The organism is Bradyrhizobium sp. AZCC 1693 (assembly GCF_036924745.1).
Classification (GTDB): Bacteria; Pseudomonadota; Alphaproteobacteria; order Rhizobiales; family Xanthobacteraceae; genus Bradyrhizobium.
In genome coordinates this window covers 5,483,231-5,509,219 of sequence record NZ_JAZHSD010000001.1, presented here as the reverse complement: position 1 = coordinate 5,509,219, position 25,989 = coordinate 5,483,231, and the positions used below count along the sequence as shown (strand labels likewise).

The window sequence follows — 25,989 nt, the reverse complement described above, 5'->3', positions numbered from 1 at the left end:
GATCTCGCTTCAAAACGGATAGTAACGGAACTGGGTCATGATGATGTGCTCGTCGGTCTTCGGCGCTCCGCCGACACCCTCAAACGCGAACCGCTGGGTGTAAGAGTACTGAGCGCCGACCTTTACCGCTCCGAACGCCCCCTGATGCAGCGTATGGTAGAAGCCACCCGTGACCTGTCGCACCTCCCTCGTGTTGCCGTTGCACTGTGACGCCGGCGCGTTTTCCACGTTGCAGCCACGATTGTCGTAGAGCGGATTTCCGAAGCCGAACGGTGCGCCATTGCTCCCGAACGAGAACGTGGCTTTCGTCTTTTCGAGTCCCGCGAAGCTGTAGAGGTCCAGCGCCGGCGTCGCATGCCAGGTGAGTCCGCCCTGGATGCCGAGAATCGGCAGGACCTGGAACGTACCGTCCTGCCGTAACGTCGCGTCGTTGAACGGGGTTGCGCTGAAGCGGCCCAGGGCGCCCTGCGCAGCCGTGAACTGGAGGTCGAGAACCTTGGGGAGGAGTTCGTATGCCACGTGGCCGCCGACGGCAAAACTGCTTACGCTGTGGTTTGTGAAGTTGGAGCGATCCAGCAGTTCGCGGTAGAGCCCCCAGGCTTCCACGTGCAGCTTGTTGCCGCCGATCGTCGGATCCCACGCGGCCTTGACGGTGACATCGGGCACGCGATTGAGGGAGAGGTTGGTCAGAGGGTTAAAGAAGCTTCCGCCCGGGCCTGTCACACCGAACAATGTGCTGGGGTCCACGACTCCCTGCGGTCCAGACGCCGGAGTTCCGACGAAGGTATTCGGCGCAGTGCCACCACGAAAGTCACCGTTGCCGCCGACGAAGATGGTTTGGGCGTTCTCGGCCGACAGCGCAAGCGAAAACTGCGATCCAAAATCCTTCCAGACGCGAACGCCCGGTTGCCGCGCCGCAAAGATGCCGGGAACGGATTCGAAGTCGACCACGGGCGGCCCATCGATGCCGCGCGGGTCGATGCCGACCTTGCTCGGTGACGTCAGCGACCAGGTTTGGCCAGCGAGCAGGTGCAAGCCGAGATCGTTGCGGTCGATCTCGATACTCGCCTGGCGCATGCGCGGCGTGAACGAGTTGGTCGCAACAGGGTTCGAGGTGCTGCCGGCGCTCTCGAAATCGATCTCACCGTAACCCTTGATGGTGATCGCGGGATTGACGTTGCCTTCCGCCAGCAGTGACAATCGGCTGGTGCGCGCCGAGAAGCGATTTTCACCGATGTTGTAGTTCCTGTTCCCGCGATACGGAATCGAGTTGTAAATCGATCCGACGTCGGATGCGAGGTTGCGGGTGCGGTAGATGTCGGTCAGATCGATCCAGCCGCCGAATGTCAGCGTCAGGCCTTTGTAGCAGACCTTTCCGGCCGGGCACGGGTCGAACGCCGATGGCGCCTTGGAAGCGAAGGCTTTTGCCTGCGCGTCAGATTGCCGTTCCTTGCGGTCCTGATTTTCGACACGTTGTTCAAGCTGCTTGAGCTTGGCCTTGAGCAAGCGAATTTCCGATGCGGTATCGTCCTGCGCAAACGCCTGGCTCGTCGACATGAGAACGCCCCCAAGAAGAATCCCCTTCAGTATCTTCACTTAAACCTCCCATTCGGAAGCGGTGACGCCTCGCACACCGCACCTCGCAGTGTGTGCATGCTTCCTTCGAGAGGGAGACTTGAAATCAAGTGCGGGTATTCTCGATCGCACGACTATTTCGCTTCACGTTTTGCTCACGGCGATGTGCTGGAATTTATTGACATCGCTCGGCGCTTCGTTCGATCGCAGCCAAGCGTACTTCTCACACAGATGACTGGGCTCAGCCGGGCATGGCTGAGCCCAGTCAATTGGAGGTAGACCGGTTTGAAAGATTAATAGCGCCTCGCGACGGCCGGGCGCGGCTTACGGACAACATGAGGCACGTTGCCGTTGCCATTGAACGTCGCGAAAGCCTTGGCATCAGCGGGAGGCCGTGTCGACCCGATACCGAGGTCACCATTGGGATAGGTAAAGGCGAACATGCCGGGCTCCTCGATCATTCGCTGAGCGAGCGACGGAGTTGCGATGAAGGCCGACAGGATAATGGTCGCAGCGAGAAATTTGAATTGAGTCATTGATCCTCTCCACGTGATGACCTGTTGCGCGACTGCTCAGGTCCTGCATGACTAGACCGGCATGCAAGGCGCCGTATTCCAGCTCTCCGGCAATCCGGGATCACGGTGCAGCGATCACTTTTTCGGAGATGGCGGGCCAACGACGGGAGGCAGCGACTTGATATAGACCGCCATTGCTGCGCGATCGTTGTCGCCCAATTGCGAAATATTCTTGATGACGCGAACCATCGAACCTCCGGCAGAATCGCCATCTGGTAATTCACCTGTCGCAAGGAAAGAGGCGATGTCCTTTTCCGACCAGGAGCGCAAGCCCTTTTGCGTGATGTTCGGTACCCATCCCTCGCCTTCCGGGTTCGGTCCACCGGCAAATCGTTGCGAGGCCACAATGCCGCCGAGAAAATTGCGGGGGCTGTGACATTCGGCGCAATGGCCGAGGCCGTTGACGAGATAGGCGCCCCGATTCCATTCCGCGGACCGCGCAGCGTCCGGAGACAATGGCTGGCGATCGAGGAACAGGAATTTCCAGCCGCCGACCAGTCGGCGGACATTGAACGGAAAGGAGAGGTCGTGGTCGCGTATCCGGCCCGGCACCGGCGGCAGGGTCTTGATGTAGGCGAAGAGGTCGCGGATGTCCTCGATCCCAACGCGCTGATAGGAGCCGTAGGGAAACGCGGGAAAGTAGTGGGTACCTGCCGGCGACGTTCCCCGCTTGAGCGCGGTGACGAAGTCGGCTTCGCTCCAGCCACCGATGCCGTCGTTTGCATCTGGTGAAATGTTGGGCGCATAGAAGGTCCCGAATGGCGACGGAATCGCGAGCCCGCCTCCAAGCATGGTGCGGTCCTGCCCCGCGGCGGCGTGGCAGGCCGAACACCCGCCTGCGTTGAAGACCATCTGGCCATTGCCGACGTCAGGCGAATAGGCCGGCAGCGCACTGCCCGGGATAATCGCGGGAACAGTAACGATCAAGAATACAGCCAACCCGGTAACGGCCGCCGCCAGCGCCAGGAAACCGACTCTCAACCACATTTCGTTCTCACCGTTTCGCGAACTGGTGCGCCAGCGATCAGTCCGGCATTCATATCCGGATGCCGCGCAGCTTCAGGTTACTCGCTCTTCAAACGACAGACTTCATGGCAGCCGGTGCATGCGCCGACCAGCGACGGATAGGCCGCCTTCAAACTATCGAGGCCGTTGATCTTGGCCTTGTTGTCTGCGATCACTTTGGCAAGGCTGGCCGCGCGCGATTCGAAATCCGGCTTGTTGTCCCAGATTTTTGCGGACGCACTGTATTCGTCATTGGGAGCCTTCAAGCCTTTGGTGCTGGCTGGGTACAACGATTCGATCTTGCCAGAGGCGTCCTGGAGCTGCGCGAGCGCGGCATCGACCACCGCCTGATCGTACGGGCGGGTCCCCTTGACGATCTTGTTCAGGTCTCCATACACGCTTTTCGCATTCGCCTTCATCGCGCGAATGCGCGCCGAGACCTTGTCCTGCTGCGCACTGGCGAGACCGACACAAAGCAAGGCGAAGACGCCCGCCACGAGGAATCGTTTCATTCAAAGCTCCACGATCAGGATTGTGTTAGACCGGACTATCGAGCGTTGTTTCCTGCCGCACCGACGGTCTTCTTGTGATGCGCCGCCAGGACCGGTCGCTGAAGGGTCATGCGGTTCGTTGCGCCCTCCGTCTATTGTCAACGGACCAGCTTCCCGGACCGCACAGCATCAAGACCCACATCCCGCCTGATATCGCAAGGTCCTTCTCGAAATGCAGAAGTTCGTTGCGGCTGGCCAAGTTGGTGTGAAGCAGCACGGCAGTCGCCACGCAGAACAGGCCCAATGCCGCCGCGCCCAGACGCGTTTGCCAGCCCACCGCGATCGCGATGCCTGCAGCGAGCTGCAAGGCGATAGTCAAAATGAGGGCGAACACGGGGATGCCGGATTTCACCATGGCCGCGGACGCCGCACCGAAATTCATGGTCAGGAAGACGCCCTCGTGAACGAAGATGCAGGCCAGCAGAAGCCGCCCTGCTAGTAAAACAAGATTTCGGAAAGCAAGCTTTGCGCTCACTGCCTCAGCCATCGATCCACTCCACTCCGCTGCGCGCCGCGGAATTGAAGCGGGCGTGTCAACGACCGCTTCAATACGCCCTTCAAGCTTCAATTACTGGCCGATTTTGCGTTGATCGCCTTCTGCAGGTCTTCACGCTCCTCGCAGCCGCCGGGACAGAGTTTTGCCAGAGCGGCGAGCTGTTCCTTGGCCTTTTCCATATTGCCGGTTTCGACATAGAGCTCGCCGAGATACTCGCGGGCGGCCTTGTGATCCGGCTGCAGCTCCAGCGCCTTGGTATAGTAGGTCAGCGACGTCTTGAAATCGCCGGTCTTGCGAAGCGCAAAACCCAACAGATTATAGACGTCCGCCTGCTGGACATCCTCGGCGAGGTCTCTGAGTTCAGCGAGTGCGGCGGCATAGTCTTTCGCCTTCAGCTTGGCGCGGACCGAGGTCAGGTCGGGCGCATCGGTCGACGACATGTTGTCGACCGCGTAGGCCGGCGCCGACACCAGGGTTGGTGCAAGGCCGAGACCGACGATCAACATCAGACCGGCCAGGGCGGTGCAAGGTTTGATTTTCATGAGATGTACTCCATATGTGATCAGGATTGCGCGACCGGCGCGAAGGCATAGGAGTTGCCGTCCTTCGTGAACGTACCGCTGCCGGGGAACGGGAAATGCGCGCCGCACACCATCATCTTGTCGGCGATGACGCGGTCGATCAGCTTGCGGCGGGTCGCGACGGCCGTTGCGCCGTCCTGATCGTAGGCCCCCTGCCAGTTCGGATGCGGCGCCAGCAGCGCCGGCACATACATCGCGTCGTTCGACACCATCAATTGATCCTTGCCCGAGGTCACCAGGAAGGCGGAATGACCGGGCGTGTGACCGGGCGCCGTGAGGATGCGAACGCCGGGCGCGACTTCCGCATTGTCCTCGACCAGCTTCCAGTTCTTCCAGGTCGGGAATACATCACCGATGCGTTTGCCGGCGGCCCTGCGGCCCTCGGCCAATTTCTCGACCCGGCCGGGTTCGGTCCACCAATTGTATTCGGTGCTGCTGACGATGAGTTCAGCTTGGGGGAAGACGGCAGCGTTGGTGCCCTTCTCCATCAACCCCCAGACGTGATCGGGATGGAAATGCGACACCAGGATAGTGCTGATCTGGCTACGATCGATACCGGCGATCTTCATGTTGGCCGGCAGGTTGGTGGCGTTCGCCTGCCACTGGCCGACACCCGATCCGGCATCAACCATAATATGCTTGTCGCCGATCTTGAGCACGATCACCGTTAACGGGATCGGCATGAATTCGGTGGTCAGGCCCGCCTTGGCGAGCGCTTCCTTGGTTTCCTCGACCGAGGCGTTCTTGATGAAGGTGGGATCATGTGGCTTACGCCAGATCCCATCGTATATGGCACTCACCTCGATCGAACCGACCTTGTACTTGTAGACGCCCTTAGTCGGCTCAAGCGGAGCTTGGGCATAGGCCGTATCGACGAAAGCAAGCCTCTTGTCGTGCAGGCCAAAGGCCGCAGCGACGGCTGCGGAAGCCAGGAGACCACGGCGTGACATAATAAGCATTGACGTACTCCCAATTCCGATCGGACGCGGAGCGCATGGCGCGGAACGAGCAATGCCTCCGTACAGGGAGACCTGGGCCGCCCGAAATTTATTCTCGATCCGCAAAATTTTTGCTGGGGTCGATCCGGTCGGCCATCGATACGGCGCATCGGGGGCTTGAAGCCGCATCCGCCGGCGGCAATATAAATGTGCGATTTTCGCCGCGCGGTCGGAATAAACCGGCCGCCACCGCGGTCTACTTGCTCATTACAACCGCGCGCCCGGCCTTCGTCAGGCCGATCGACCCAATAATAAGGCAGAATCCAGTCATGAACTCGTCGTTGGCGACAGGTTACAGAGCGCCAGAATCCTTGCTGGACGCTTTGGCTGCTGCCGCGGCCAAAATTCTTGCGATCGGGAAAGATAGCGGGCTCCGGTCAGTTGCCGCCAGCGGCGGCCATGCCGTCGCCCGTGCACCCAAAGAGCGAATCCGGGACGCCAGCCCGACGGCCTTGAGCGCCAAGGACCAGTACGGCAGGTTCCAGCGCGAGATCGTGCCGCACCTCGACGCCGCTTATAATTTCGCGCGATTTCTCAGTCGAGATCCCGATGCCGCCCAGGACATCGTCCAGGAGACCTTCCTTCGCGCCTACCGAAGTTTTAACGGATATCAAGGCGGCGATGCACGCGCCTGGATCTTTTCCATCGTTCGCAATTGCTATCACAACTGGCTGTTGGAAGGCCGCCGTAAGGCACGCTTGGAAGTCGATGTTCATCGCCGGAACGATCCCGCAGACTTCTCCGTCGACGAAGTCGCGTCCGAGGACGACACGCCGGAGACGGCGCTGCTTAGGATATCCGAAGCAGGCAAGGTTCGCAGCGTGCTCAACAAACTACCGCGATCGCTGCGCGAGGTACTGGTCTTGCGCGAACTGGAAGGCCTCTCCTATCGCCAGATTGCGGATACATCGTCGTTGCCGATCGGCACTGTGATGTCGCGTCTGGCGCGCGCGCGGACGCAATTCGAGAGCCTGTGGCGTCAGGAAGCTGAGCTTTGGGAGGGACAAAAGTGAATCCCGCCGCTCCAACCCAATGCACCAAGATGGAGTTGATGCTTCACGGCTTCGTCGATGGAGAACTCGACGCGGCCCATTCGTTGCAGATCGAGCAGCACATAGCAAACTGCTCGCATTGTTTAAGAAGAATGGAAGGCCTTCAGACCTTGAAACAACGGGTCGGGCAAAAAGGAGTGCAGTGGCGGACGCCGGATCATGTGCGGGCCCAGGTACTTGAATCGATCTCGCGCGAGGCCGCGATGCAGACGCGATCGGCGGCGTTGGTCCACGAGCGAGACGAAAAACGCTTTAGTATTCTCGGATTCATCAGGCAGTGGATGTTCGTGCCATCGCTGGCTGCTCTTGCGGCAAGCCTGCTGCTGGTGATGACGCCGATGTCGGATCGTTCGACAATCGGAGATGAAGTCATTTCCGGCCACATTCGATCGCTGCTGGTCGATCACCTCACCGACGTCGCGACATCGGATCAGCATACCGTCAAACCCTGGTTTAACGGAAAGATCGATTTCTCGCCTCCAGTGGTCGATCTGGCACGGGAGGGCTTTCCGCTGGAAGGCGGTCGCATCGATTATATCGGTGGGCGTGTCGTGGCCGCGCTGGTCTACAAGCGACACTCGCATGTTATCAACGTCTTTGTCTGGCCGGCCGCCGTCGGCGGAGAGACTGCAACTTGGCGAGCTACTGCGTCACGGGACGGCTACAACATGGAATCTTGGGTCGCAGGCGGCTTGACATTCTGCGCTGTCTCGGATGTCACCACCGACGATCTCGCCCGGCTTCGGGTGGCATTTTCTAGCAGGACTTCCAAATGACGGCTCGCCTGTCGCTTGACCTGGGAGAAAACCTTCCGTAGCGCCGCACCGCCTTCACTCCACGCTTAGCATATCCGGGATGCTTGCGAATGTCCGACACCCATCTCGCGCGAAGTAATTCCATGTTGATCAACCGTCGTAAATTCCTGGAAATTGCCTGCAGCACCGTCACGGCTTCCGGAATATTGACCGCGACAGCTGCCGCCACCGATGCGAAGCCGGCCATCAAAGCGATCGCCTTCGATGGCTTTCCGATTTTTGACCCGCGTCCCATCTTTGCAATGGCCGAAGAGCTCTTTCCCGGCCGCGGAGCGCAATTGTCCAACGTTTGGCGAACCCGACAATTCGAATACGCATGGCTGCGCACCGCCGCACAAAGGTACCGCGACTTTCTCGGCGTCATCGACGATGCGCTTGTCTTCGCAGGCAAATCGCTCGATCTTGAGATGACAAATGAGAAGCGAAAGGCTTTGGTCGGTGGCTATATGCATATGAAAGCGTGGCCCGATGTGAGGCCCGCGCTGTCCAAGCTGCGCGAGAGCGGAATCCGCTTGGCGTTCCTAAGCAATTTTTCTCCGGCGATGATGGACGCGAATATCAATAGCGCGGGTCTAACAGAATTCTTCGAGCACAAGCTTAGCACGGACGCTGTCGGCGTCTACAAACCTCACCCGAAAGCCTACCAAATGGGTATCGAAGCTTTCAGTCTAAAGCGCGAGGAAATCCTTTTCGCAGCTTTCGCAGGATGGGACGCGGCCGGCGCCAAGCTCTTTGGCTATCCAACATTTTGGGTCAATCGCCAGAAGCAACTGCTTGAGCAGCTCGATGTGATTCCCGATGGCGAAGGTAGCGGGATGGACGATTTACTTAGATTCCTGTCTTACTAGTCAGGCGGCGATTGAATTCAAAAATGCTGAAATGAATGCTCTATAGGTCCCGGCTCCCGAAGCTCGATTGACGTCACGAAACCTGGCCGGCCTACAACGTTCCACATCCACTAACTCGCGAACCAGAGGTGCGCTGAGACGCCAATAACCGTCCGCCCCTCTGCATTGGCAAGTTGTTACCCATATCGTCACTGGACCGAAGCAATTCAGCCTTCTCTGAAAGATGCACGAATTTCCTGAAGACCAGAATTAGCGCATTTTTCCGAGTCGATTCAACTTGAGTTAGCTAATTCGCTATGCAGCAGTGACAATCCATTCTAGCTCCCGCGGAGTTATCGGGCATCCAGATCAAACATGGACGCCGGGAAATTGGGTCAACTTCTCTCCAACGTAGGAAGGTGAACTCTCTCTTTGAGAGGCGGAGCAGGGATTCCCAAAAGGACGTTCAGTGACGCCAGACGGCTGAACGAACTGAAAGCAACGCAGACTCATCACGCCATATTTTTGTCGGCCGTCGTCATTCGTTGAAATAATCTCGCTGTTGAAACGGTCTGTTAGCTGTTGGCCTCCAACAGGGACGAGCATGTTGCGGAAAAAAGTCGTCGGCCGGAATTATGCACATGACTGAGCTCAATCGCGCATCACTAGACAAATATATCCGCAGCGTCGGCGTCCGGCAGATCCGTCTGGCTTGTGGGCTGGTTCTGTTCGCCTACTTGCTAAGCCATTTCATCAACCATGCGCTCGGCAATATTTCGCTGGATGCCCTTGCCACAGGTGTCAAATATCACACCGCTTTCTGGAAAAGTTTACCTGTCTCGACGGTGTTTTATGCCGCGGCAACCGCCCATGCCGGCCTCGGGATCTGGGCGCTTTACCAGCGCCGTCAATTTCACTGGAAAGCGATCGAGCCGATACAACTTGTTTTAGGTTTAAGTATCCCTGCCCTTATCATCACCCATCTTGCCGGTTTGCGGTTTGACGACGTACTATTCCAACATCAAAAACTCTATCCGCAGGTGTTTTACTCGTACTGGATCATATGGCCATACAAGATGTGGCTGATGTTCATTGTTTTGATCGTATCTTGGGTTCACGGCTGCATTGGACTGTATTTCTGGCTCCGCATGAAGGCGTTCTTCGAGACGGCGGCGCCGTTTCTGCTGGCCGCAGCGGTACTCATTCCGACGCTTGCCATGCTCGGCCTCTATCAAGGCGGACGAAGGGTAGTGCATGACAGCGGCACCATGCAATGGAAAGCGGATAATCTCTCCCGACGTCAGGTCGGGACCGCTGCGGAGCAAGCCATCATCGACAGCATCGTCGACTATTTTCTGATTGGATATGTCGGCCTGATCGGATTTGTTTTGATCGCGCGCGGCGTGCGCACGTTGAATGAGCGCCGCGGCGGCATGATCAATCTGTCCTACGGCAACGGCAGGACGGTTCGCGTGCCGAAGGGCCTGAGCGTGCTCGAAGCGAGCCTTCGCAATAACGTGCCGCACGCCAGCGTTTGTGGCGGTCGCGCTCGGTGCTCTACCTGTCGTATTCGTGTGATAGGCGATTGCAGTGCGCTGCCGGAGCCGTCAAAGCGAGAAGCCTTCGTGCTCAACCGTGTGGGCGCCGGTGCCGATCCGGCAATTCGCCTCGCCTGCCAATTGCGGCCGAACACTGATCTGTCCTTCTTCCAGATTTTTATGCCCCATGTCACAGCGGCTTCTGTCCGCAAAGCAGGTTCTGTCCGTATTGGTCAGGAACGTTATCTTGTCAGTATGTTCGTGGACATGCGCGGATCGACCACACTTGCGGAGCAGCGATTGCCGTTCGATACCGTATTCATTGTCAACCGGTTCCTGAGCGCAGTCTCCCGGGCCGTGATCGAATGCGGCGGTCAACCGAACCAATTTGTCGGGGATGGGGAATTGGCCCTATTCGGGCTCAACGCCAACCCGCAAACCGCCTGCCGCCAAGCCCTTCAGGCAGCAGCACTGATTGCTACGAATATCGATGAGTTGAATCAATTTCTAAGCCACGACTTGCTCGAGCCGGTCCGTTTCGGGATCGGCATCCATGGTGGCGAAGTGATCATCGGCGACATCGGTTACCGCGATCACCAGGTGTTCACCGCACTTGGAGATGCCGTCAACGTGGCTGCGCGCCTGCAGGACATGACGAAGGGCCTCGAATGCGAGGTCATTCTGTCAGAGGAGGTTTACAAGACAGCGGGTCTACCGGTTAACTTGCGGCCAGAGCAAGAACTAGCGATCCGCGGACGTACCCAGCCCATGATCGCCCGCGTTGTTGCAAATGCAAGGATGTTGTCCTCACCGAGAATCGCCATCGTCGCCTAGGAAAATCGCTGCAGGCATTCTCGGAGCTAAATCATTCCAAGAAATGGGCCCAAGCGGAGTAGTGCGATGCTTGACCACCGCGTTTCCGGGTGTACCTCTGTCTGCCGATTGGTGGCTTCCCGAGAACAAGAGCAACCATTGCCAGATTATGCCAATGTCCGCTTCGCGCCGGAAGCGGCCGTTCCAAAACGTGCATTCGCAAGGCTCCGGCCACCTAGGCGAACCCCAAGTGCTGTTCAAGAACTGAACGTAAATTGGCTTTTGATTTTGTGAACGCGTAAAGGGCACAAAGCGCACGAGGCTGACGGCGCGCGTTGTCGTCTTGAAAGGATAACTCACCTTTGGTGCACTTCGCGGAGTGAACTGTCACTGGCACGCCGAAATAGGCGACTTCCGTGACTCGTCAGCCATAGAGCAGCGTCCGCTTTGCAATTGCAACCTTGTGCGACCGGTTGAAATGGGCGCAATATACCCGCCTTCGGAGGATGCCATGCCCGAAGCACAAAGCGACATTGATTATACGGTTCATGTCGGCCACGGCGAGACGACGTTCCGTGCGAAGACACCTAGAGGAGAGGAATTCCTCGGTGGCATTGATCTCACCATGTCCAATGAGGAAGCGCATACATTCATACAGGATGCCCGCGCAGCAGGGCTGACGGTCAAGTCGTTTTTCTAACGGATTGTGGCGAGTTGAACGGTCCCAGCCATGTCACCAGACTATGATTTCGCCGATTTGCACGACTACACGGGATCGAACTACTGTTGTCTCGAACATTATTGAAAGCGACGAGGTGCCACCAATCCTATCCCTATTGTACAGCAATCAAGCTGCGGCAAGCTCAATCTCCTCGCTCCTGTGTGTACCGAGAACCTTATCCGAGTTGATGACGTGATGGAATCGCCTAAGCTGGCGGAATGATCGGGCTGCTCTGTTTCGTTCTGGCCGTCTTGGCCTCGCCATTCAAGTCGAAGTTGCGGCTTGAGGCCGAGAACGCGGTGCTTCGACATCAGTTGATTGTCTTGAGGCGTAGGCTGCATGGTCGCGTCCGGCTCACGAACCATGATCGCTGGTTCCTTATCCAGCTGTATCGCTGGTTTCCATCAATCCTGCAGGTTCTCACGATCATCCGGCCCGAGACGCTCGTGCGTTGGCATCGGGCCGGTTTTCGCTGCTACTGGCGTTGGAAGTCACGCCCACTGGGAGGGCGACCGCAGATCGAGACGGAGCTGCGCGTATTGATCCGGCGGATGAGCGTCGAAAATCCGCTTTGGGGCGCGCCACGCATCCACGGCGAGCTACTCAAGCTCGGGTTCGAGATCGCGCAGTCGAGCGTCGCCAAGTACATGGTCAAACGACGGGGGCCACCCAGCCAGGGATGGCGGACCTTCTTGCATAACCACGCGCCAGACATTGCCGCCATGGACTTGTTCGTTGTTCCAACTATCGGTTTCGACCTGCTCTATGCCTTAGTCATCGTCCGACTCGACCGCAGAGACCTCGTCTGGATCAACGTCACAGCAAATCCGACGGCCGAATGGGTTGCACGTCAAATAACGGAGGCATTTCCTTGGGATGAGGCTCCGGACTACATCATCCGCGATCGCGACCGGATCTATGGCAGCATCGTCACGCGCCGATTGCGCGCCATGGGCATCCGGGACAAGCCTACCGCACCAGCCTCACCTTGGCAGAACGGCTTTGCCGAACGGCTGATCGGATCGATCCGGCGTGAGTGTGTAGACCACATCATTGTCCTGGGTGAGGTGCATCTGCGCCAGATTCTGCAATCGTACGCACGCTATTACAATGACATCAGGACGCACCGGTCATTGGACAAAGATGCACCAGTCTCTCGTCAAATTCAGCGAATCGGTAGCATCAAATCACACGCCATCCTTGGCGGACTTCACCACCACTACGCCCGAGCTTAAGTTTTCGGTACACACAGGCATGTCATCGTTCGAATATCGCTCCATATGCCGCCGAAATCTTCCCGGTGCGATTGAGTGCTCGGGCTGTGGCGCTGGCAAGCCTATGAACATCTCAATCATCGAGGAGGTAAACGTGAAACTAGACCGAATGCATACGGAAACCGAAATCGACCCCGGGCGCAGCGAAATTCGCGACGGCATGAAGATTCTTTGGGACGCGCCAATCATCATGGATGATCGGACCGTTCTCCGAGTCGACGTGTTCCTCCCCCTGGGCGTAGGACGTTACCCGACCATCATGAGCTATGGCCCGTATGGCAAAGGGCTCGCTTTCCAGGACGAGAAGTACTCGACGGCTTGAAGCGCAGCCTCATTGGCTCAACAACCACCCCTTCGATCTGCTTGACCGTCGAAATGGCGCGACGACGATCGCCAGATTTCCCGGCATCGCAAGTTGGATCTACAGTTTTTCGGTCGATTGCTCACCGAACCAAGGACCGTCCCGAACTCCGCTCATGTCCTCCGGGCTGCCGATGCTACGAGGTAGTACCTACTTCATCAGAGGGCACTCACTTCGGGCGGCGGGGAACGCCTGTGCGCCCGGCAATCTGTTCAGGACGAGATAATCGTCCCAGCGCTGCTTGGATTGTTCCGGGCTCTTGACTTTGAACAGGTAGAAGTCGCGGACGGCGCGACCGTCTGCCCGTAGCAATACCTTGTCCGAATAGAAGTCCTCGATCGGCGTCGCCTTCATCGCCGCCGCCACTTTTGGTCCATCCTGCGTACCCGCGATCTTGACGGCTTTCAAATAATGGAGAACCGAACTATAGACCGCCGCCTGCAGCATATTTGCGGGCGCGCCGACCCGCTCCTGGAATCGCTTGTTCCATGCTCGGGTGGCATCATTTTGATCCCAGTAAAACGATTCGGCGACGACTACTCCCTGCGCGAGCTTCAGTCCCAGCGCATCCACATCGTTGATGAGCGCGAGGAGTCCTGCGACGGTGATGGCATTCATACCCGACGTAAGCCCGAACTCACCCGCTTGCTTGATCGAGGTGACGGTATCGCTTCCGGCATTGGCGAAGACGACAATATCCGGCTTCGCTGCCTGGGCCTGCAGAAGGAACGAGGAAAAATCCACAGTGTTGAGCGGGTGCTTGACCGAGCCCAGGATCGTGCCTCCGGCAGCCTTGATGATCTCGGTTGCGTCATTTTCCAGCGCGCGCCCGGCAGCGCTGTCAAGGCTGACGAAAAACACCCGCTTGCCCCCCAGCTTCATCAGGGTTTCCAGGCTCGTGGCAACCATCGCATGAGTGTCCCATGCCCAACTCGATATGGTTTCACCGCAAAGCTTCCCGGTCACATCCGGTGAGATCACGCCTCCGAAGGCGACAATCTTGCTGCGCGATCGCGCGATTTCCAGAATGGCCAGGGCAACGGACGATCCGGCGCCGTCGAAAATGGCGTCAACCCCGTCGACATCGTACCATTGCCGGGCCAAGTTAGCGCCGATGTCCGGTTTGCTGGTGTGGTCGGCCACGACCAGCTCGATCGGCTTGCCGAGCAGGCTGCCGCCGAAATCTTCGACAGCGAGGCGCGCCGCAGCGACGGAGCCCTTTCCCGTAATGGCGGAATAGGGTCCTGTCAAATCGGTGAGCACGCCAATTTTGAAGCGGTCATCGGCCGCAGATGCACTGCAATTTCCGGCAAGCGCAAGCGCCGCCGCACCAATCCAAGCAAACGTCCTTGATTTAATCATGCTTACCTCCCCTGCTATCTTAGCTTCGACCCGACCGTCCCTGTCGGTTCAACACCGACCTGTCAGGACCGATCGTTTGGGGCGCTTGCTCGCCAGCCTGCGCCGAATTCCGCACGCGTCAAGCCAACGGCGTAGTCCTCGATAATTCGTTCGCAGAGCGCGCGCGCCGGAATGATTTCGCTACTCCCGCCGACCCCCTGCCCAGCAGACCAGTAGTCACGCCACAGTTTGGGGTTGATTTCCTCGGCGACGTCGAAGCCCTTCTTCGGCTCATTCGTCTTTCTGAACTTCTTCAAGGTCTGGGCAAGGAAGCTGGCTCCGATCCCCGATATCTCATCGGTGTAAATGATGTCGTCCGCGGTGGAATCGACAACCATCTGCTTCTGTTCGACGGGCGCCATGCTCTCGATCGTGGGGACAAAGCAGGTGCCGAGCGAAACCATGTCGGCACCGGCCGCGATCGCGCCCGCGGCGGATCGTCCGTTGCTGATGGCGCCCGCCAAGATGAGAATTCGATCGCCCACGACGGGCCGCAATTCGGTCAGGAACGCGAACGGATTGATGGTGCCCGCGTGACCGCCCGCCCCTTGCGACACCGCGATGACGCCATCCACATTCGCGTCAATCGCCTTCACCGCATGTTTCACGGTCGTGGCGTCGTGAAATACCAGCCCGCCATAGGCGTGGATCGCGTCGGTGATTTCACGGGTGATCCCCAATGTCGTGATGACGATCGGCACTTCGTATTTGATGGCGAGAGCGAGGTCGGGAGCTTGGCGTGGATTCGTCCGATGAATGCCGAACTGCGCTCCAAAGGGTGCATGCGCATTGCTAAGCCTGTTGCGGATTTCGACGAGCCATTGCTCCAGTCCCTCGGGCGTACGTTGGTTCAATGTGGGAAAGCTGCCAACGAAGCCAGCCTTGCATGATTCCACGACAAGGTCCGGGCCGGACACCAGGAACAGCGGCGCTACCATCGCCGGCATGCTGAGACGATTTCGGAGCTTTTCAGGAATCATGACGCGCGGCCCTCCCGCATGCGAGTGTTTGCTTGTGCCAGGACCGTCACGACCGCCGCCGCCTCCTCTACCCCGATGAATCCGCCGCCATTTTCAGCCACCGCAAGACGGGCGCCATCGACCTGCCGCGCTCCCGCCGTCCCTCGCAATTGCTGTACGAGTTCGAAGATCTGCGCCAAGCCCGTCACTCCGAGCGGATGCCCCTTGGACTCCAGACCCCCGGACGGATTGACTGGAATACGCCCGCCGATCGACGTCTCGCCGCGCTCAGCCAGCCATCCGCCCTGCCCCAACTCGCAGAACCCGAGATTTTCGGTCTGCACGATTTCGGCAAAGGCGGAAGCATCGTGGACCTCGGCGACTGATATGTCGGACAGATCGACGCCGGCCTGGTCATAGGCTTTGAGCGCGGCGGTCCGGCAAAGGTGACGTTCCGCGGCCTGCCAGTCACGCTCGGTCCCGCTCGCCAATACGCAAGCGAGGACTGGAATCGCGCGGGACGCCTCGAAGCGCTTCAGCGCACCGCGGGTACATAGGATAACGGCCGCCGCACCGTCACTAATCGGCGAACACATCGGCAGGGTGAGAGGCCAGCAGATCAGCTTTCCCGCGAGCACCTCATCGATGCTCATGTCGTGCTGATACTGTGAAAGCGGATTCATGGTGGAATGGCGATGGTTCTTCGCCGCCACGGCCGCGAGCTGCCGTTCGGTCGTTCCGAAGCGCTTCATGTGCCCCCTGGCGAGCGAAGCGTAGAGTTCCATGAACGGACCGGGCACCCCGGGTCCACTACCAGGCGGCACGGTCACGCCGTCGCCGATTGCGGATAGCCGCTCGGAAATGACGGCAGACTGATGGACATCCCAACCGCCGTCGAAAATGGCCGCGGATTTTTTGCGGTCGGCGCTGTACATCTTTTCCACGCCGACGGCGAGCACCACTTCGCCAGCGCCAGCGCGAAGATGATTGACGGCCTGGTACAGGGCCGTGCTGCCGCTGGCGCAAGCATTCTCCACGTTGACGATCGGAATTCCCGAAAATCCCATCGCCCGCAGGGCAATTTGCCCGCGGATGAGATGCTGTCCCTCAATGATCGACTGCGTGGTGTTCGAGAAGTACGCGGCGTCTATTTTAGCTTGACTGCACCCCGCGTCGTCCAGCGCCCCGCTGACGGCTTCGGCCGTGAGCGATTTGACGCTGCGATCAGGCAATTTGCCGAGCTCCGTCATGCCGACGCCCAGAATGAATATGTCGTCCATCATCCGGATTCCTTGCGTTTCAGCGCCCCTTGAAGTCCGGCGTTCTGCGGCCTTTGAAAGCGGCTATCCCCTCGTTCCTGTCGTAGCTGCAGGTGTGGAGCACGGCCAGCGCGTGCTCGAACGCCAAACCTTGCGCTTCCGACGCGTTATCGAGGCCGAAGTTCGCCAATTGCTTCATGCGCGAAAGCCCAAGCGGGCTCTTCGTCGCCAGAGTCGAAACAATCTCTTCCGCTCGCGCAATCAGTTTGTCGTCTTCCACAACCTCGTTGACGAGCCCTGCAGCAACGAGTGTTTCCGCGGGAACGAGCTCGCCGGTAAAGAAGAGATATTTCGCTCGGGCGGCGCCGACCCGTCGCGGCAATCGTACCGACGCGCCGGCACCGGGAAGCAGACCATAATTGGCATGGCCGTCACCAATCCTCGCACCCTTTGCGGCAACTACGATGTCGCACGCGAGGATGAGTTCCAGCCCGCCCGCCGTCGCAATCCCGTTCACAGCCGCGATCACCGGTTTCGGGAAATTCGCGACGGCGGTAAACGTGGTCGAAGCCTGTGCCAGGAAGGCCGCGGTTCGCTGGTCACGCTCCGCTTGCGGCAGCGCATCGATAACCTTGAGGTCGGCTCCTGCGCAAAACGCGCGGCCGGCGCCCGTGAAAACCAATGCCTTCAGCGTGGAGTCCGAGGCGGCTTCCTCCAGGCGGTCGGAGATCGCCCGCAGCAAATCAGCCGTGAGACTGTTCAATTCGTCGGGCCTATTCAAAGTCAACCAGCCCGCGCCGAGATGCTTGCGATAGGAAAGAGGCTCACTCATATTCGTCCAATCAGACTGTTTATTAACTATATAGTAGAATTATTTTACCAATAGTCAATAGCGTAAAAGCCGGAACTCCCTCATGTCAAATATTCTCGATCTCAGGGCCGCATCGCGCTGGTGACGGGGGCAGGCCAAGGCGTAGGCCGACAGGTTGCGCTGCATCTTGCCGCCAGCAACGCGGGTGGCGTAGTCGTCAATGATTACTTTCTTGAGCGGGCAAACTCCGTCGTCAGCCAAATCGAGGGCACCGGCGGAAAGGCGATCGCCCTTCGGGCGGACGTCACCCGGCTGGAGGATGTAGCGGATCTCGTTGAACGGGCCGGGCTACGCGACATCGGCCTGAGCCGATATCTTCGACCCGGTGCAGCAATTAGGTGAGCAGTGCACTTTTCGATGCGTTCAAAGCGCAGGGAAACGGGGCGCTCGCTTGTCGAAGAACGCCCGGGTGCCCTCGATGAACTCGGAGCTTCCGAGGCAATCCGCGGCTGCCGTCATCTCGTCGTTCAGGAAGCGCTCAAATTCCCCCTCCGTTCTGCGGAAGAGCCATTTTGTCTGCCGAAACGCTTTCGGTGCCAACGCCCCAAGGCGCGATGCGAGTTCCACGCACTCGCTCTCGAGAGCATCATCCTCGACCAGCTTGTCGCATAGCCCGAGCGAAGCGGCTTCTTCTGCGCGGACCAAGCGATCATCGAGAATCAACCGGCGCGCCGCTTTCCCGAGGCGCTGATGCAGGAGATACAGGACCCCCATGTCCGGCGTGAGCCCGATTCGCATGAACTGGACGCCGAAATAGGCGGTTCGCGAGGCAACCAGATAATCGGCGCAGAGAGCGAATCCGACGCTTCCGCCCGCACAGGCTCCCCTGACCGACGCGATCATGGGCTTAGGAAAGCTGGCAAGTTTTCTTACCAATGCGAGCGCATCCCGGTGAAAGGCCATGAAACCAGCGCGATCCAAGGTCTGTAGAAATGTGATGTCGCCACCGACCGAGAAATGCGCTCCCTCGCCCGCGAGAACCACCGCCCGAACACCGCTATCCGCAACCGCGCAATCGAGCTCGTTTTCAAGGCGCCGGCGCACTTCATCATCGATCGCGTTGCGGGCTTGCGGTCTTGCAATCACGATGCGCCGGACGCCAAAGTCCAGATCTTCCGTTCTGACCGCCATACGAGCCTCACAACTGGTTTTTTTACGTGGCGTAGACTAATTTACTGCTTAGTTGAATGCGACTCGGCGTAATGGTGTCGCAAGGGGAGAACCGTTTTGCCAACCAAGCCACGTCAAGTTTCCGCCTGGAAAAATGCCGTTCTGAACCGGGATGAGCAATCGGCGCGGAAGCGCGGTGCACTTGTTCGAGAAGCCGCCCGCGCCTTCAGTGCCCGTGGATATTACAACACGTCGCTGGATGACGTTGCGAAGCAGCTCGGCGTGACCAAAGCAGCGCTGTACTACTATGTTAAGGGCAAGGAAGAGATCCTTTTTGAATGTCACCTGATCTCGAGCGACCTTGCAGACCAGGCGATCGCCTTCGCGGAAAGCATCGAAGGCACCGGCTTCGAGAGGGTCATTGCCCTCGCGCGACGTTATCTCGAATTGCTCACCAGCGAATTCGGCGCTTTTGCGGTACTGACCGAGATCGATGCGCTTACGCCAGCCAACCGAAAGATCATCACGGCCCGGCGCGACAGGTTCGACCATCAATTCAGGACTTACGTTGCGGCCGGCATCGCGGACGGTTCGATACGTTCGGTCGACCCCAAGCTCACGGTCTTCTACTTCATGGGTGCGGTGAACTGGATGACGAGGTGGTTCAATCCGCAGGGCACCTTCAACAGCCAGCAGATCGCCGAACAGTTCACGGATTTCCTCGCCGAGGCGATCCGCGCGCGGTGACATCAGCCTGATCATCTCCGGCGCGCCTGATGGTAGTCGGTGGAGAAACGACTAACGATATCAGCAAGGTTTTCAACGGCATTGACATCACCCACGCCGTGACCTGCGCTCCAGATATCGCGCCACGCACGCAGTGTCTCCAATTCGGCGTTCAGGTCGAAGCGAGCAGACGCTCCTTTCTTGGCTATGTAGCCCGATTTTTGCAGGCTCTGCCGCAGCATGTTTGCGGGAATGCCGGTCACTTCCGCCGTCAGAACGATATCGTCCGCTCCGCTCTCGACAAGCATGGAACGATAGGCCTCCGGGGCAAGGCTCTCCCGCGCAGCTATGAACGGCGTACCGACAAAGGCGAAGTCGCCCCCCATTTCCTCCGCAAGGTGCACGTAGCTGCCGCGGGAAATTGCCCCGGCCAGCGCGATCGGGCCGTTCCAAAATCTTCGCACTTCTGCGACGAATGCGAATGGATTGAGCCAGCCCGTATTCCCGCCCGCGCCCGCGCATAGCAATATCAGACCGTCGACGCCCGCTTCGGCCGCCCGGCGAGCATGCCGGACGGAGGCGACGTCCGAAAACACCAGCCCGCCATAGGCTCTCACCCTTTCCACCACTGGTGCGGGACTTCCGATGCTCGCAATGATCAAGGGTGCCCGATGGCGGACAGTCACGTTCAGGTCCGCTTCGAGACGGCTGTTGCTGTCATGAACGATCAGATTGACGGCATAAGCGGCGCCTGCCGTCGCCTGCTCGATTTGCTCGAGCCAGCTCTCGAAGCCTTCCGTCGTGCGCTGGTTGAGCGCCGGGATGCCCCCGATGATGCCGGCACGTGCTGCGGCAATGACGAGATCTGGACCCGACACCAGGAACATCGGGGCGGCGATAACAGGCAGCGCAAGATTCGCCCGGATCCGACTCGCCAACAACGGATCACCAAATTGACCGGCCATGACTTCCCTCTTCAAAGATGGCCTCTATTAGCATGCTTATTGACTTTTGAGTAGAAATTTCATCCTATAGGTCTAAATAATTTTGAAATGGAATGGAGGAGCAAATGGGCACCCATAACGGCTTGACGATAGCGTCCCAGACCTTGCGAGCCCTGCGCCGGTATCCGGATCGCGACGCCTTTGTGTGGGAGGGCGGGAAGCTGAGCTATGCCGGGGCCTTTGACTTGATCGGACGGATGCAGGCGGTATTCGCTCGTAACGATTTCCGCCGGGGCGAGCGGGTCGCCCTTCTTTCGGAGAACAGCGCGGAAAGCTGGTGCGCGGGCGTCGCCGCACAAGGACTTGGTTTGAGCATCACCTGGCTGCATCCAAAAGGCTCTCTCGACGATCAGCTCTTTCAAATCACGAACAGCGATGCCGCGATATTCATCGCCGATCCGAGAGGCCATGCCGGCAGGGCAAACGAGCTTTGCGCGAAATTGCCGCCGGAAGTGAAACGCTTCGCGCTCGGCTCGTCCGACTTCGCCGGCGATCTGGTGGTTGCGGCCCGCGAGATCGGCAGTTCTACGCCGGTGGACATCGCCTTGCCCGGCGACACAGCCCTGGTGCACTACACCGGCGGCACGACTGGGCGCAGCAAGGGAGCCGTTCGCTCCAACGATGCTGCCGTTGCTTTTGCATCGTTCGGCATGCTGGCCGATCTCGATCTTCCGGTGACACCACGTTACCTCGCCATCGCACCCAACAGCCACGCCGGCGGAACGATGCTGCTGCCGACCTGGCGCCGTGGGGGCACCGTCCATCTCGCCGGCAAATTCGATCCACCGCGGATATTGGAACGGATCGCGCGCGAAGGGATCAACTTTACTTTCATCGTCCCCACCATGCTGTATGCACTCCTCGACGAGCCATGCCTGAGCAAAGTCGACGTTTCGTCTCTGGAATACCTGTTCTACGGGGCAGCTCCCGCCTCTCCGGCCCGTCTCGTCGAGGCCATCGAGCGAATTGGGCCCGTGCTCGCACAAGGCTACGGGCAAACGGAGTGCTTTCCGATATCGGTCCTCAGGCGACAGGACCATGATCCCCGAAATCCCGCGCTGCTTTCGTCCTGCGGCATTCCGGTTGCCACCTGCGAGGTCAAACTTCTTGACAGTGACGGCAACGAGGTTGCGCATGGCGATGCTGGCGAGATCTGTGCGCGCACACCGGCGGCGATGGATGGCTATTGGAAACTGCCGGATCTTACCGCGGAAACCCTGGCCGGAGGCTGGGTACACACCGGTGACGTCGCACGAATGGACGATCGGGGATACCTCTACATTGTCGATCGGAAGAAGGACCTTATCATTTCCGGAGGCTTCAACGTCTATCCCCGGGAAGTGGAGGATGCGCTGACCGATCACGCATCAGTCGCCATGGCTGCCGTCGTCGGGATCCCCGACGATCGCTGGGGCGAGGCCGTCGTTGCTGCGGTCGTCCTGAGGCCCGGCGGCGCCGTCGAACCGCACTCGTTGATCGACCACGTCAAACAACGGAAGGGTTCGGTCCATGCGCCGAAACGCATCACGATCATGGAAGCGCTGCCAACGACGGCGCTCGGCAAGATCGACAAGGTCGCGCTAAGACGCAGTCTAAAGGGGGAGCTCGGCTCTATTTGCCTCGCGGATTTCGTGCAGTCGGATACCTGAAATGCGCCGGCCGGAACATCGGTCGGCATCAGGCCAGCCGCGATACGATGGGCGGGACTAGCGCTTTACGAGGGGACACGTACTCTGTTCAAGAGGCAAGTAAGCGTCCGCGGCGTCCACCTTGCCGAGCTTCTGATAGAGATCCCAAGGGCCCTTCGATTCCGAGGGAGATTTAGCTCGGAAGATGTACATGTCGCGCATAACCCGCCCGTCGGCGCGCACGGCCGCACCTTTGGTGTAGAAGTCCTCGACCGGCATCGACTTCATCATAGCGGCCACTGCCCGGCCTTCGACCGTTCCCGCCTTCGCGACGCCCTTCAAATAATGCAGCACGGCGCTGTAGACTCCTGCCTGCATCATGTTCGCGGGAGCGCCATGCCGGTCCATGAATCTCTTGTTCCAGGCACGGGTTTCATCATCATTGTCCCAATAGAAGCTCTCGGAAAGTATCGCGCCCTGTGCAGTCTCCAGCCCGAGAGCTTTCACGTCATTCAGCACCAAAATGAGCGCAACGACCGTTTGCCCGCTTTGAGGTAGTTGAAACTCGTTCGCCTGCCGCAGCGATACGACCGTGTCGTTTCCGGCGTTTGCCAGTGCCACCGCTTTGGCCTTTGACGCCTGCGCCTGCAAAAGGAAAGAGGAAAAATCCGCCGTGTTGATGGGATGCCGGACGGCTCCGACCACTTTCCCGTGGAGATCTTCGATGGCGCGCGTCCCGAGCGTCTCGAAGGCCTTTCCGGACTCGCTGTCGAGCGCAACGAAAAACCAGGTGTCCGTTCCCTGTCGAGCGAGGAATTTGATCGAGCCGTTGACAAGGGAGTAAGTGTCGTACGCCCACGCCGACGTCGTCTCCTGGCACGCTGCGCCCGTCAGGGTAGAGGTGGAAGCACCAGAGAATCCAACGATTTTCTTTCGCTCACCGGAGATTCCGGCCACGGCGAGGGCGACCGCAGAATTCGGCACGTCAAATATGGCATCGACCCCCTGGACGTCATACCAACGCTTGGCGATGCCGGAACCAAGGTCCGACTTGTTCTGATGATCGGCCGATAACAGCGAAATCGGCTTTCCAAGAACCTTGCCGCCGAAATCCTCGATCGCCATCTGAGCCGCCACCACGGAGCCTGGACCAGTTATCGATGCGTAGGGTCCGGACATGTCGCTGAGAACCCCGATCTTGACACCATCCTCGTTGGCATACACGGGTGCCGCAAATATCGCGAAAGCGAGCGCAGCTCCGAGTTTCAGGTAGGCCATTTGACATTTCCTCCAGTTTTCGACTTCGCGTTCGCGACGTTATTTGTCAGGACGCCGTCTCGCCGCCTTCGGCAGGCCACGGCGTTAAGGCGCCCTTCGATGGCCATCTGCCCTCGTAGGTCGAACGGGCTTGGGTCCGAACGGCGCCATCCGATCATATGATCTAGAAATGACTATTGTGTCAAGTTATATGACTTGGACGTCATTCCATGAAACGATACCGTCGTTGCCTGCGCAAGAAGCCCCGACAAGTTCAATCTGCGAAGTAGCAGGGATTGGCCATGCGCTACATACGATCTGATTGTGAATTATTATTTGTTGACTTCAGCGTCAAAATCGAAGACACCGTCGTGCTTCCCGGTTGCAGGATGCAGGACGCCTCGTCGGAGGAATCGGTCGCAGTTTCGGATTTGCGATGGCCTTTTTGCTGGCCTCGGACGACACCCTGGATCGGGCCACAACAGTGTCCACTAACATGGAGGCCAAATCGATCGAGACTTGACCGCAGTACGGCATCTTCGGCGACGCGCAAGGCCACGAAATCTATGTCTGGTCTGGACGCGGCAATCCGGCGGGCGACAGTCGAGAAGTGTTCGCCGATACCTGCGATCCGTCGTGACCCCCAAGAGAAAAGACAACTGGGAGGACCTGAATAATGCTGCTCATTGATTTCTTCAAACAGGGCGTCGTCAAGTATCCCGACCGCGTCTGCGTGACCGATGGAGAACTGACCTACACATTCGCGGAGATCGATTCGCATTGCGAAGCCGGCGCTCAAGCGTTGCTGCGGGCCGGCGTCCTTCCCGGAGAGTCGATCGGCATAGTGTCACCCAATCATCCGCATGTCCTCACGAGCCAGTACCTTATCCAGCGTGCCGGAACCGTCTGGGTGCCGCTGAACTACAGAAATTCGACGGACGAGAACGTCCGGCATGCCATCAAGCTGGACTGCGTTTGGTTGTTCTATCACTCCAGCCTGGCGGAGCAGGCGATCGAACTCATGAAGAAGTCGCCGATGATGAAGGGCGCTGTCTGCATCGACAAGGCGGATGGCGACCGGCCCTATATCCTCGATTGGCTTTCACAGCCCGGAAAGCGGGTGGTCTTGCCGGACGCCAGGATGGACGACGCCGTGTGCATCCTCTCATCCGGTGGAACGACGGGCGCGTCCAAGGGCGTCGTCCATAACAGCCATTCTTTCGGTGCCATGACTGCGAGTTTCTATGCCACGATGCACTTTGATGAGCCGCCAGTACACTTGGTCGTTGCGCCGCTCACCCATGCTGCCGGCGTCCTAAACTGGGCGCTATTGCCGCTGGGAACGACTACCGTCATTCAAAAGTCGACCGCTCCGGCAGACATCCTCGCCAATATTGAGAAATACAAGATATCGGTCTTGTTCATGCCGCCGACACTTATCTACATGCTGCTGTCGGACCCGAATTTGAGGAAATACGACTACTCGACGCTGAGATATTTTATGTACGGCGCCGCACCGATGTCGGTCGAGAAGCTGCGGCTGGCGGCTGACGCATTCGGACATGTCATGATGCAATGCTACGGGCAAACCGAATGCATGATGGCAATGACCGTGCTGACCCGGGAAGATCATGCAGAGATCCTCTCTGATCCGGCGCTCAATCATCGTATCACCTCCGTAGGTCGCGCCGGGCCGTTCAGCCATGTCGAAATCATGGACGACGAAGGCCAAATCGTCACGGACGGCGCTCCGGGCGAGATCGTCTGCCGAAGCGGGCTGCTCATGGTCGGGTACTACAAGCAGCCCGAGGAGACCGCGGCGACACGGTTGAATGGTTGGCACCGCTCGGGCGACGTCGGCTACAAGGATAGGGATGGCTACTTCTATCTTACGGACCGCAAGCGCGAACTGATCATCACAGGCGGCTTCAACGTTTATCCCTCCGAAGTCGAACAGGCCTTGATGTGCCATCACATGGTCCAGGATTGCGCGGTGGTCGGCGCCCCCGATGAGAAATGGGGCGAACGCATCGTCGCCGCGGTGGAAGTCAGGACGGGGTGCATCCTGGACGTGGAGGAGCTCATCGCCTTTTGCAAGTCAAGAATAGGCAGCGTGAAGGCGCCAAAGCAGATCGAGGTCTGGGACAGACTCCCCCGAAGCACGGTCGGGAAAGTCCTGCGCCGCGAAGTGCGCAGCAAGTTCTGGGTAGAGAGCACCCGCCAGATTTGACAACCGTCGGGGCCATTCCTCGTAGCCCGTGCATGTGCATCGTTCGTCGTCCACTGATGAACGGTCATCTGCCAAGTAGGAGAGGATCCGTTCGGGTTCTCCCAGCAAAGGCGGAGACTACCCGCGACAAAAGCAAAGCAACGACGGCTTATCGCCTCGCATCCGGTCGAGAGCTCGACCGGAGCATTTCCGTGCACAGGCCCGCGATTTTCAAGCCTTTACGAGTCGTCCGAAGTCCGACTCCGGCGGAGCAAGGCGCGATTGGTCCGCCATTCGATGGAGGACATCTTCGCTCTAGACAAGGCTCGAATTTTCAGGGAGCGCCGTCGGCCGATGCGATAGCCAAATTTCCGGCCGGGGCG

At 58.9% G+C, this 25,989-nt stretch carries 25 protein-coding genes; 11 read left to right on the top strand and 14 right to left on the bottom strand.

Annotation, left to right across the window (positions count from 1 at the left end; all coding sequences use genetic code 11):
- Positions 1 to 9: 9 nt before the first annotated feature.
- The 7 genes from V1293_RS26115 to V1293_RS26085 all read right to left on the bottom strand — a co-directional run bounded on the left by V1293_RS26115 (position 10) and on the right by V1293_RS26085 (position 5,742).
- Positions 10 to 1,557, bottom strand: coding sequence for a hypothetical protein (locus tag V1293_RS26115; protein ID WP_334513388.1), 1,548 nt, complete (start codon positions 1,555 to 1,557; stop codon positions 10 to 12).
- Positions 1,558 to 1,868: 311 nt separating this feature from the next.
- Complete coding sequence (locus V1293_RS26110) at positions 1,869 to 2,111, bottom strand: hypothetical protein (protein ID WP_334513386.1); 243 nt, start codon at positions 2,109 to 2,111, stop codon at positions 1,869 to 1,871.
- Positions 2,112 to 2,225: 114 nt separating this feature from the next.
- Entirely contained in the window at positions 2,226 to 3,137 is a 912-nt protein-coding gene (locus V1293_RS26105; protein ID WP_334513384.1) for a cytochrome c, read from the bottom strand.
- A 77-nt stretch (positions 3,138 to 3,214) separates the two neighbouring features.
- Positions 3,215 to 3,667, bottom strand: a complete 453-nt coding sequence (locus V1293_RS26100) for a c-type cytochrome (protein ID WP_334513382.1) — start codon at positions 3,665 to 3,667, stop codon at positions 3,215 to 3,217.
- Positions 3,668 to 3,773: 106 nt separating this feature from the next.
- Complete coding sequence (locus V1293_RS26095; protein ID WP_334513380.1) at positions 3,774 to 4,274, bottom strand: DoxX family protein; 501 nt, start codon at positions 4,272 to 4,274, stop codon at positions 3,774 to 3,776.
- Positions 4,271 to 4,708 carry a tetratricopeptide repeat protein gene (locus tag V1293_RS26090; protein WP_334516909.1) on the bottom strand — a complete coding sequence of 146 codons (438 nt, stop codon included), beginning with the start codon at positions 4,706 to 4,708 and terminating at the stop codon, positions 4,271 to 4,273. The genes V1293_RS26095 and V1293_RS26090 overlap by 4 nt, the downstream gene beginning before the upstream one ends.
- Positions 4,709 to 4,764: 56 nt before the next feature.
- Positions 4,765 to 5,742, bottom strand: a complete 978-nt coding sequence (locus V1293_RS26085) for an MBL fold metallo-hydrolase (RefSeq protein ID WP_334513377.1) — start codon at positions 5,740 to 5,742, stop codon at positions 4,765 to 4,767.
- A gap of 35 nt (positions 5,743 to 5,777) precedes the next feature.
- Between V1293_RS26085 and V1293_RS26080 the strand changes: the two genes are divergently transcribed.
- From V1293_RS26080 to V1293_RS26050, 7 genes are all read left to right on the top strand, one after another.
- Positions 5,778 to 6,794: a sigma-70 family RNA polymerase sigma factor gene (locus tag V1293_RS26080; protein ID WP_442894288.1), complete on the top strand. Its 1,017-nt coding sequence runs from the start codon at positions 5,778 to 5,780 to the stop codon at positions 6,792 to 6,794.
- Positions 6,791 to 7,609, top strand: coding sequence for an anti-sigma factor family protein (locus tag V1293_RS26075; protein WP_442894287.1), 819 nt, complete (start codon positions 6,791 to 6,793; stop codon positions 7,607 to 7,609). Before V1293_RS26080 ends, V1293_RS26075 begins: the two co-directional genes overlap by 4 nt.
- Before the next feature lie 89 nt (positions 7,610 to 7,698).
- Entirely contained in the window at positions 7,699 to 8,496 is a 798-nt protein-coding gene (locus V1293_RS26070; protein WP_334513376.1) for a haloacid dehalogenase type II, read from the top strand.
- A 620-nt stretch (positions 8,497 to 9,116) separates the two neighbouring features.
- Positions 9,117 to 10,847, top strand: a complete 1,731-nt coding sequence (locus tag V1293_RS26065) for an adenylate/guanylate cyclase domain-containing protein (RefSeq protein WP_334513374.1) — start codon at positions 9,117 to 9,119, stop codon at positions 10,845 to 10,847.
- A gap of 490 nt (positions 10,848 to 11,337) precedes the next feature.
- Positions 11,338 to 11,526 (top strand): hypothetical protein, encoded by a 189-nt coding sequence (locus tag V1293_RS26060; RefSeq protein ID WP_334513372.1) that lies wholly within the window; start codon positions 11,338 to 11,340, stop codon positions 11,524 to 11,526.
- A 239-nt stretch (positions 11,527 to 11,765) separates the two neighbouring features.
- On the top strand, positions 11,766 to 12,782 hold the full coding sequence (locus V1293_RS26055) for an integrase core domain-containing protein (protein ID WP_334513370.1): 1,017 nt from the start codon (positions 11,766 to 11,768) through the stop codon (positions 12,780 to 12,782).
- 103 nt (positions 12,783 to 12,885) lie between these two features.
- A complete protein-coding gene (locus V1293_RS26050; protein WP_334513368.1) occupies positions 12,886 to 13,143 on the top strand; it encodes a hypothetical protein in 258 nt (85 codons plus the stop codon).
- A gap of 189 nt (positions 13,144 to 13,332) precedes the next feature.
- Here V1293_RS26050 and V1293_RS26045 read toward each other — a convergent pair whose 3' ends face one another.
- From V1293_RS26045 to V1293_RS26030, 4 genes are all read right to left on the bottom strand, one after another.
- Complete coding sequence (locus V1293_RS26045; protein WP_334513367.1) at positions 13,333 to 14,544, bottom strand: ABC transporter substrate-binding protein; 1,212 nt, start codon at positions 14,542 to 14,544, stop codon at positions 13,333 to 13,335.
- Between the two features lie 62 nt (positions 14,545 to 14,606).
- Complete coding sequence (locus V1293_RS26040; RefSeq protein ID WP_334513365.1) at positions 14,607 to 15,563, bottom strand: NAD(P)H-dependent flavin oxidoreductase; 957 nt, start codon at positions 15,561 to 15,563, stop codon at positions 14,607 to 14,609.
- Positions 15,560 to 16,822, bottom strand: a complete 1,263-nt coding sequence (locus V1293_RS26035) for a thiolase family protein (RefSeq protein ID WP_334513363.1) — start codon at positions 16,820 to 16,822, stop codon at positions 15,560 to 15,562. Before V1293_RS26035 ends, V1293_RS26040 begins: the two co-directional genes overlap by 4 nt.
- 19 nt (positions 16,823 to 16,841) lie before the next feature.
- The gene (locus tag V1293_RS26030; protein ID WP_334513362.1) at positions 16,842 to 17,633 is read right to left on the bottom strand and encodes an enoyl-CoA hydratase/isomerase family protein; all 792 of its coding nucleotides are present in this window, start codon (positions 17,631 to 17,633) and stop codon (positions 16,842 to 16,844) included.
- A 120-nt stretch (positions 17,634 to 17,753) separates the two neighbouring features.
- On the opposite strand from V1293_RS26030, the gene V1293_RS36230 reads away from it, so the two are divergent.
- Positions 17,754 to 18,014: an SDR family NAD(P)-dependent oxidoreductase gene (locus V1293_RS36230; protein ID WP_442894286.1), complete on the top strand. Its 261-nt coding sequence runs from the start codon at positions 17,754 to 17,756 to the stop codon at positions 18,012 to 18,014.
- A 21-nt stretch (positions 18,015 to 18,035) separates the two neighbouring features.
- Here the strand turns inward: V1293_RS36230 and V1293_RS26025 are convergent, their stop codons facing one another.
- Complete coding sequence (locus V1293_RS26025; RefSeq protein WP_334513361.1) at positions 18,036 to 18,803, bottom strand: enoyl-CoA hydratase/isomerase family protein; 768 nt, start codon at positions 18,801 to 18,803, stop codon at positions 18,036 to 18,038.
- Between the two features lie 96 nt (positions 18,804 to 18,899).
- On the opposite strand from V1293_RS26025, the gene V1293_RS26020 reads away from it, so the two are divergent.
- Complete coding sequence (locus V1293_RS26020) at positions 18,900 to 19,529, top strand: TetR/AcrR family transcriptional regulator (protein ID WP_334513360.1); 630 nt, start codon at positions 18,900 to 18,902, stop codon at positions 19,527 to 19,529.
- An 11-nt stretch (positions 19,530 to 19,540) separates the two neighbouring features.
- On the opposite strand, the gene V1293_RS26015 is transcribed toward V1293_RS26020, so the two are convergent.
- A complete protein-coding gene (locus tag V1293_RS26015) occupies positions 19,541 to 20,473 on the bottom strand; it encodes an NAD(P)H-dependent flavin oxidoreductase (RefSeq protein WP_334513358.1) in 933 nt (310 codons plus the stop codon).
- 104 nt (positions 20,474 to 20,577) lie between these two features.
- Between V1293_RS26015 and V1293_RS26010 the strand changes: the two genes are divergently transcribed.
- The gene (locus V1293_RS26010) at positions 20,578 to 22,161 is read left to right on the top strand and encodes an AMP-binding protein (RefSeq protein WP_334513357.1); all 1,584 of its coding nucleotides are present in this window, start codon (positions 20,578 to 20,580) and stop codon (positions 22,159 to 22,161) included.
- Between the two features lie 57 nt (positions 22,162 to 22,218).
- On the opposite strand, the gene V1293_RS26005 is transcribed toward V1293_RS26010, so the two are convergent.
- A complete protein-coding gene (locus tag V1293_RS26005; protein WP_334513356.1) occupies positions 22,219 to 23,418 on the bottom strand; it encodes an ABC transporter substrate-binding protein in 1,200 nt (399 codons plus the stop codon).
- A 655-nt stretch (positions 23,419 to 24,073) separates the two neighbouring features.
- On the opposite strand from V1293_RS26005, the gene V1293_RS26000 reads away from it, so the two are divergent.
- A complete protein-coding gene (locus V1293_RS26000) occupies positions 24,074 to 25,627 on the top strand; it encodes a class I adenylate-forming enzyme family protein (protein ID WP_334513354.1) in 1,554 nt (517 codons plus the stop codon).
- Positions 25,628 to 25,989 lie beyond the last annotated feature (362 nt).

Bases quoted from the DNA above. Each gene is read 5' to 3' on its own strand.
- V1293_RS26030 (WP_334513362.1), bottom strand. From the start codon at position 17,633: ATGAGTGAGCCTCTTTCCTATCGCAAGCATCTCGGCGCGGGCTGGTTG.
- V1293_RS26035 (WP_334513363.1), bottom strand. From the start codon at position 16,822: ATGGACGACATATTCATTCTGGGCGTCGGCATGACGGAGCTCGGCAAA.
- V1293_RS26045 (WP_334513367.1), bottom strand. From the start codon at position 14,544: ATGATTAAATCAAGGACGTTTGCTTGGATTGGTGCGGCGGCGCTTGCG.
- V1293_RS26010 (WP_334513357.1), top strand. From the start codon at position 20,578: ATGGGCACCCATAACGGCTTGACGATAGCGTCCCAGACCTTGCGAGCC.
- V1293_RS26060 (WP_334513372.1), top strand. From the start codon at position 11,338: ATGCCCGAAGCACAAAGCGACATTGATTATACGGTTCATGTCGGCCAC.
- V1293_RS26015 (WP_334513358.1), bottom strand. From the start codon at position 20,473: ATGGCCGGTCAATTTGGTGATCCGTTGTTGGCGAGTCGGATCCGGGCG.
- V1293_RS26080 (WP_442894288.1), top strand. From the start codon at position 5,778: ATGGCGCGGAACGAGCAATGCCTCCGTACAGGGAGACCTGGGCCGCCC.
- V1293_RS26040 (WP_334513365.1), bottom strand. From the start codon at position 15,563: ATGATTCCTGAAAAGCTCCGAAATCGTCTCAGCATGCCGGCGATGGTA.
- V1293_RS26000 (WP_334513354.1), top strand. From the start codon at position 24,074: ATGCTGCTCATTGATTTCTTCAAACAGGGCGTCGTCAAGTATCCCGAC.
- V1293_RS26005 (WP_334513356.1), bottom strand. From the start codon at position 23,418: ATGGCCTACCTGAAACTCGGAGCTGCGCTCGCTTTCGCGATATTTGCG.
- V1293_RS26100 (WP_334513382.1), bottom strand. From the start codon at position 3,667: ATGAAACGATTCCTCGTGGCGGGCGTCTTCGCCTTGCTTTGTGTCGGT.
- V1293_RS26090 (WP_334516909.1), bottom strand. From the start codon at position 4,708: ATGTTGATCGTCGGTCTCGGCCTTGCACCAACCCTGGTGTCGGCGCCG.
- V1293_RS26065 (WP_334513374.1), top strand. From the start codon at position 9,117: ATGACTGAGCTCAATCGCGCATCACTAGACAAATATATCCGCAGCGTC.
- V1293_RS26110 (WP_334513386.1), bottom strand. From the start codon at position 2,111: ATGACTCAATTCAAATTTCTCGCTGCGACCATTATCCTGTCGGCCTTC.
- V1293_RS26050 (WP_334513368.1), top strand. From the start codon at position 12,886: ATGAACATCTCAATCATCGAGGAGGTAAACGTGAAACTAGACCGAATG.
- V1293_RS26105 (WP_334513384.1), bottom strand. From the start codon at position 3,137: ATGTGGTTGAGAGTCGGTTTCCTGGCGCTGGCGGCGGCCGTTACCGGG.
- V1293_RS26115 (WP_334513388.1), bottom strand. From the start codon at position 1,557: ATGTCGACGAGCCAGGCGTTTGCGCAGGACGATACCGCATCGGAAATT.
- V1293_RS26070 (WP_334513376.1), top strand. From the start codon at position 7,699: ATGTCCGACACCCATCTCGCGCGAAGTAATTCCATGTTGATCAACCGT.
- V1293_RS26025 (WP_334513361.1), bottom strand. From the start codon at position 18,803: ATGGCGGTCAGAACGGAAGATCTGGACTTTGGCGTCCGGCGCATCGTG.
- V1293_RS26055 (WP_334513370.1), top strand. From the start codon at position 11,766: ATGATCGGGCTGCTCTGTTTCGTTCTGGCCGTCTTGGCCTCGCCATTC.
- V1293_RS26085 (WP_334513377.1), bottom strand. From the start codon at position 5,742: ATGCTTATTATGTCACGCCGTGGTCTCCTGGCTTCCGCAGCCGTCGCT.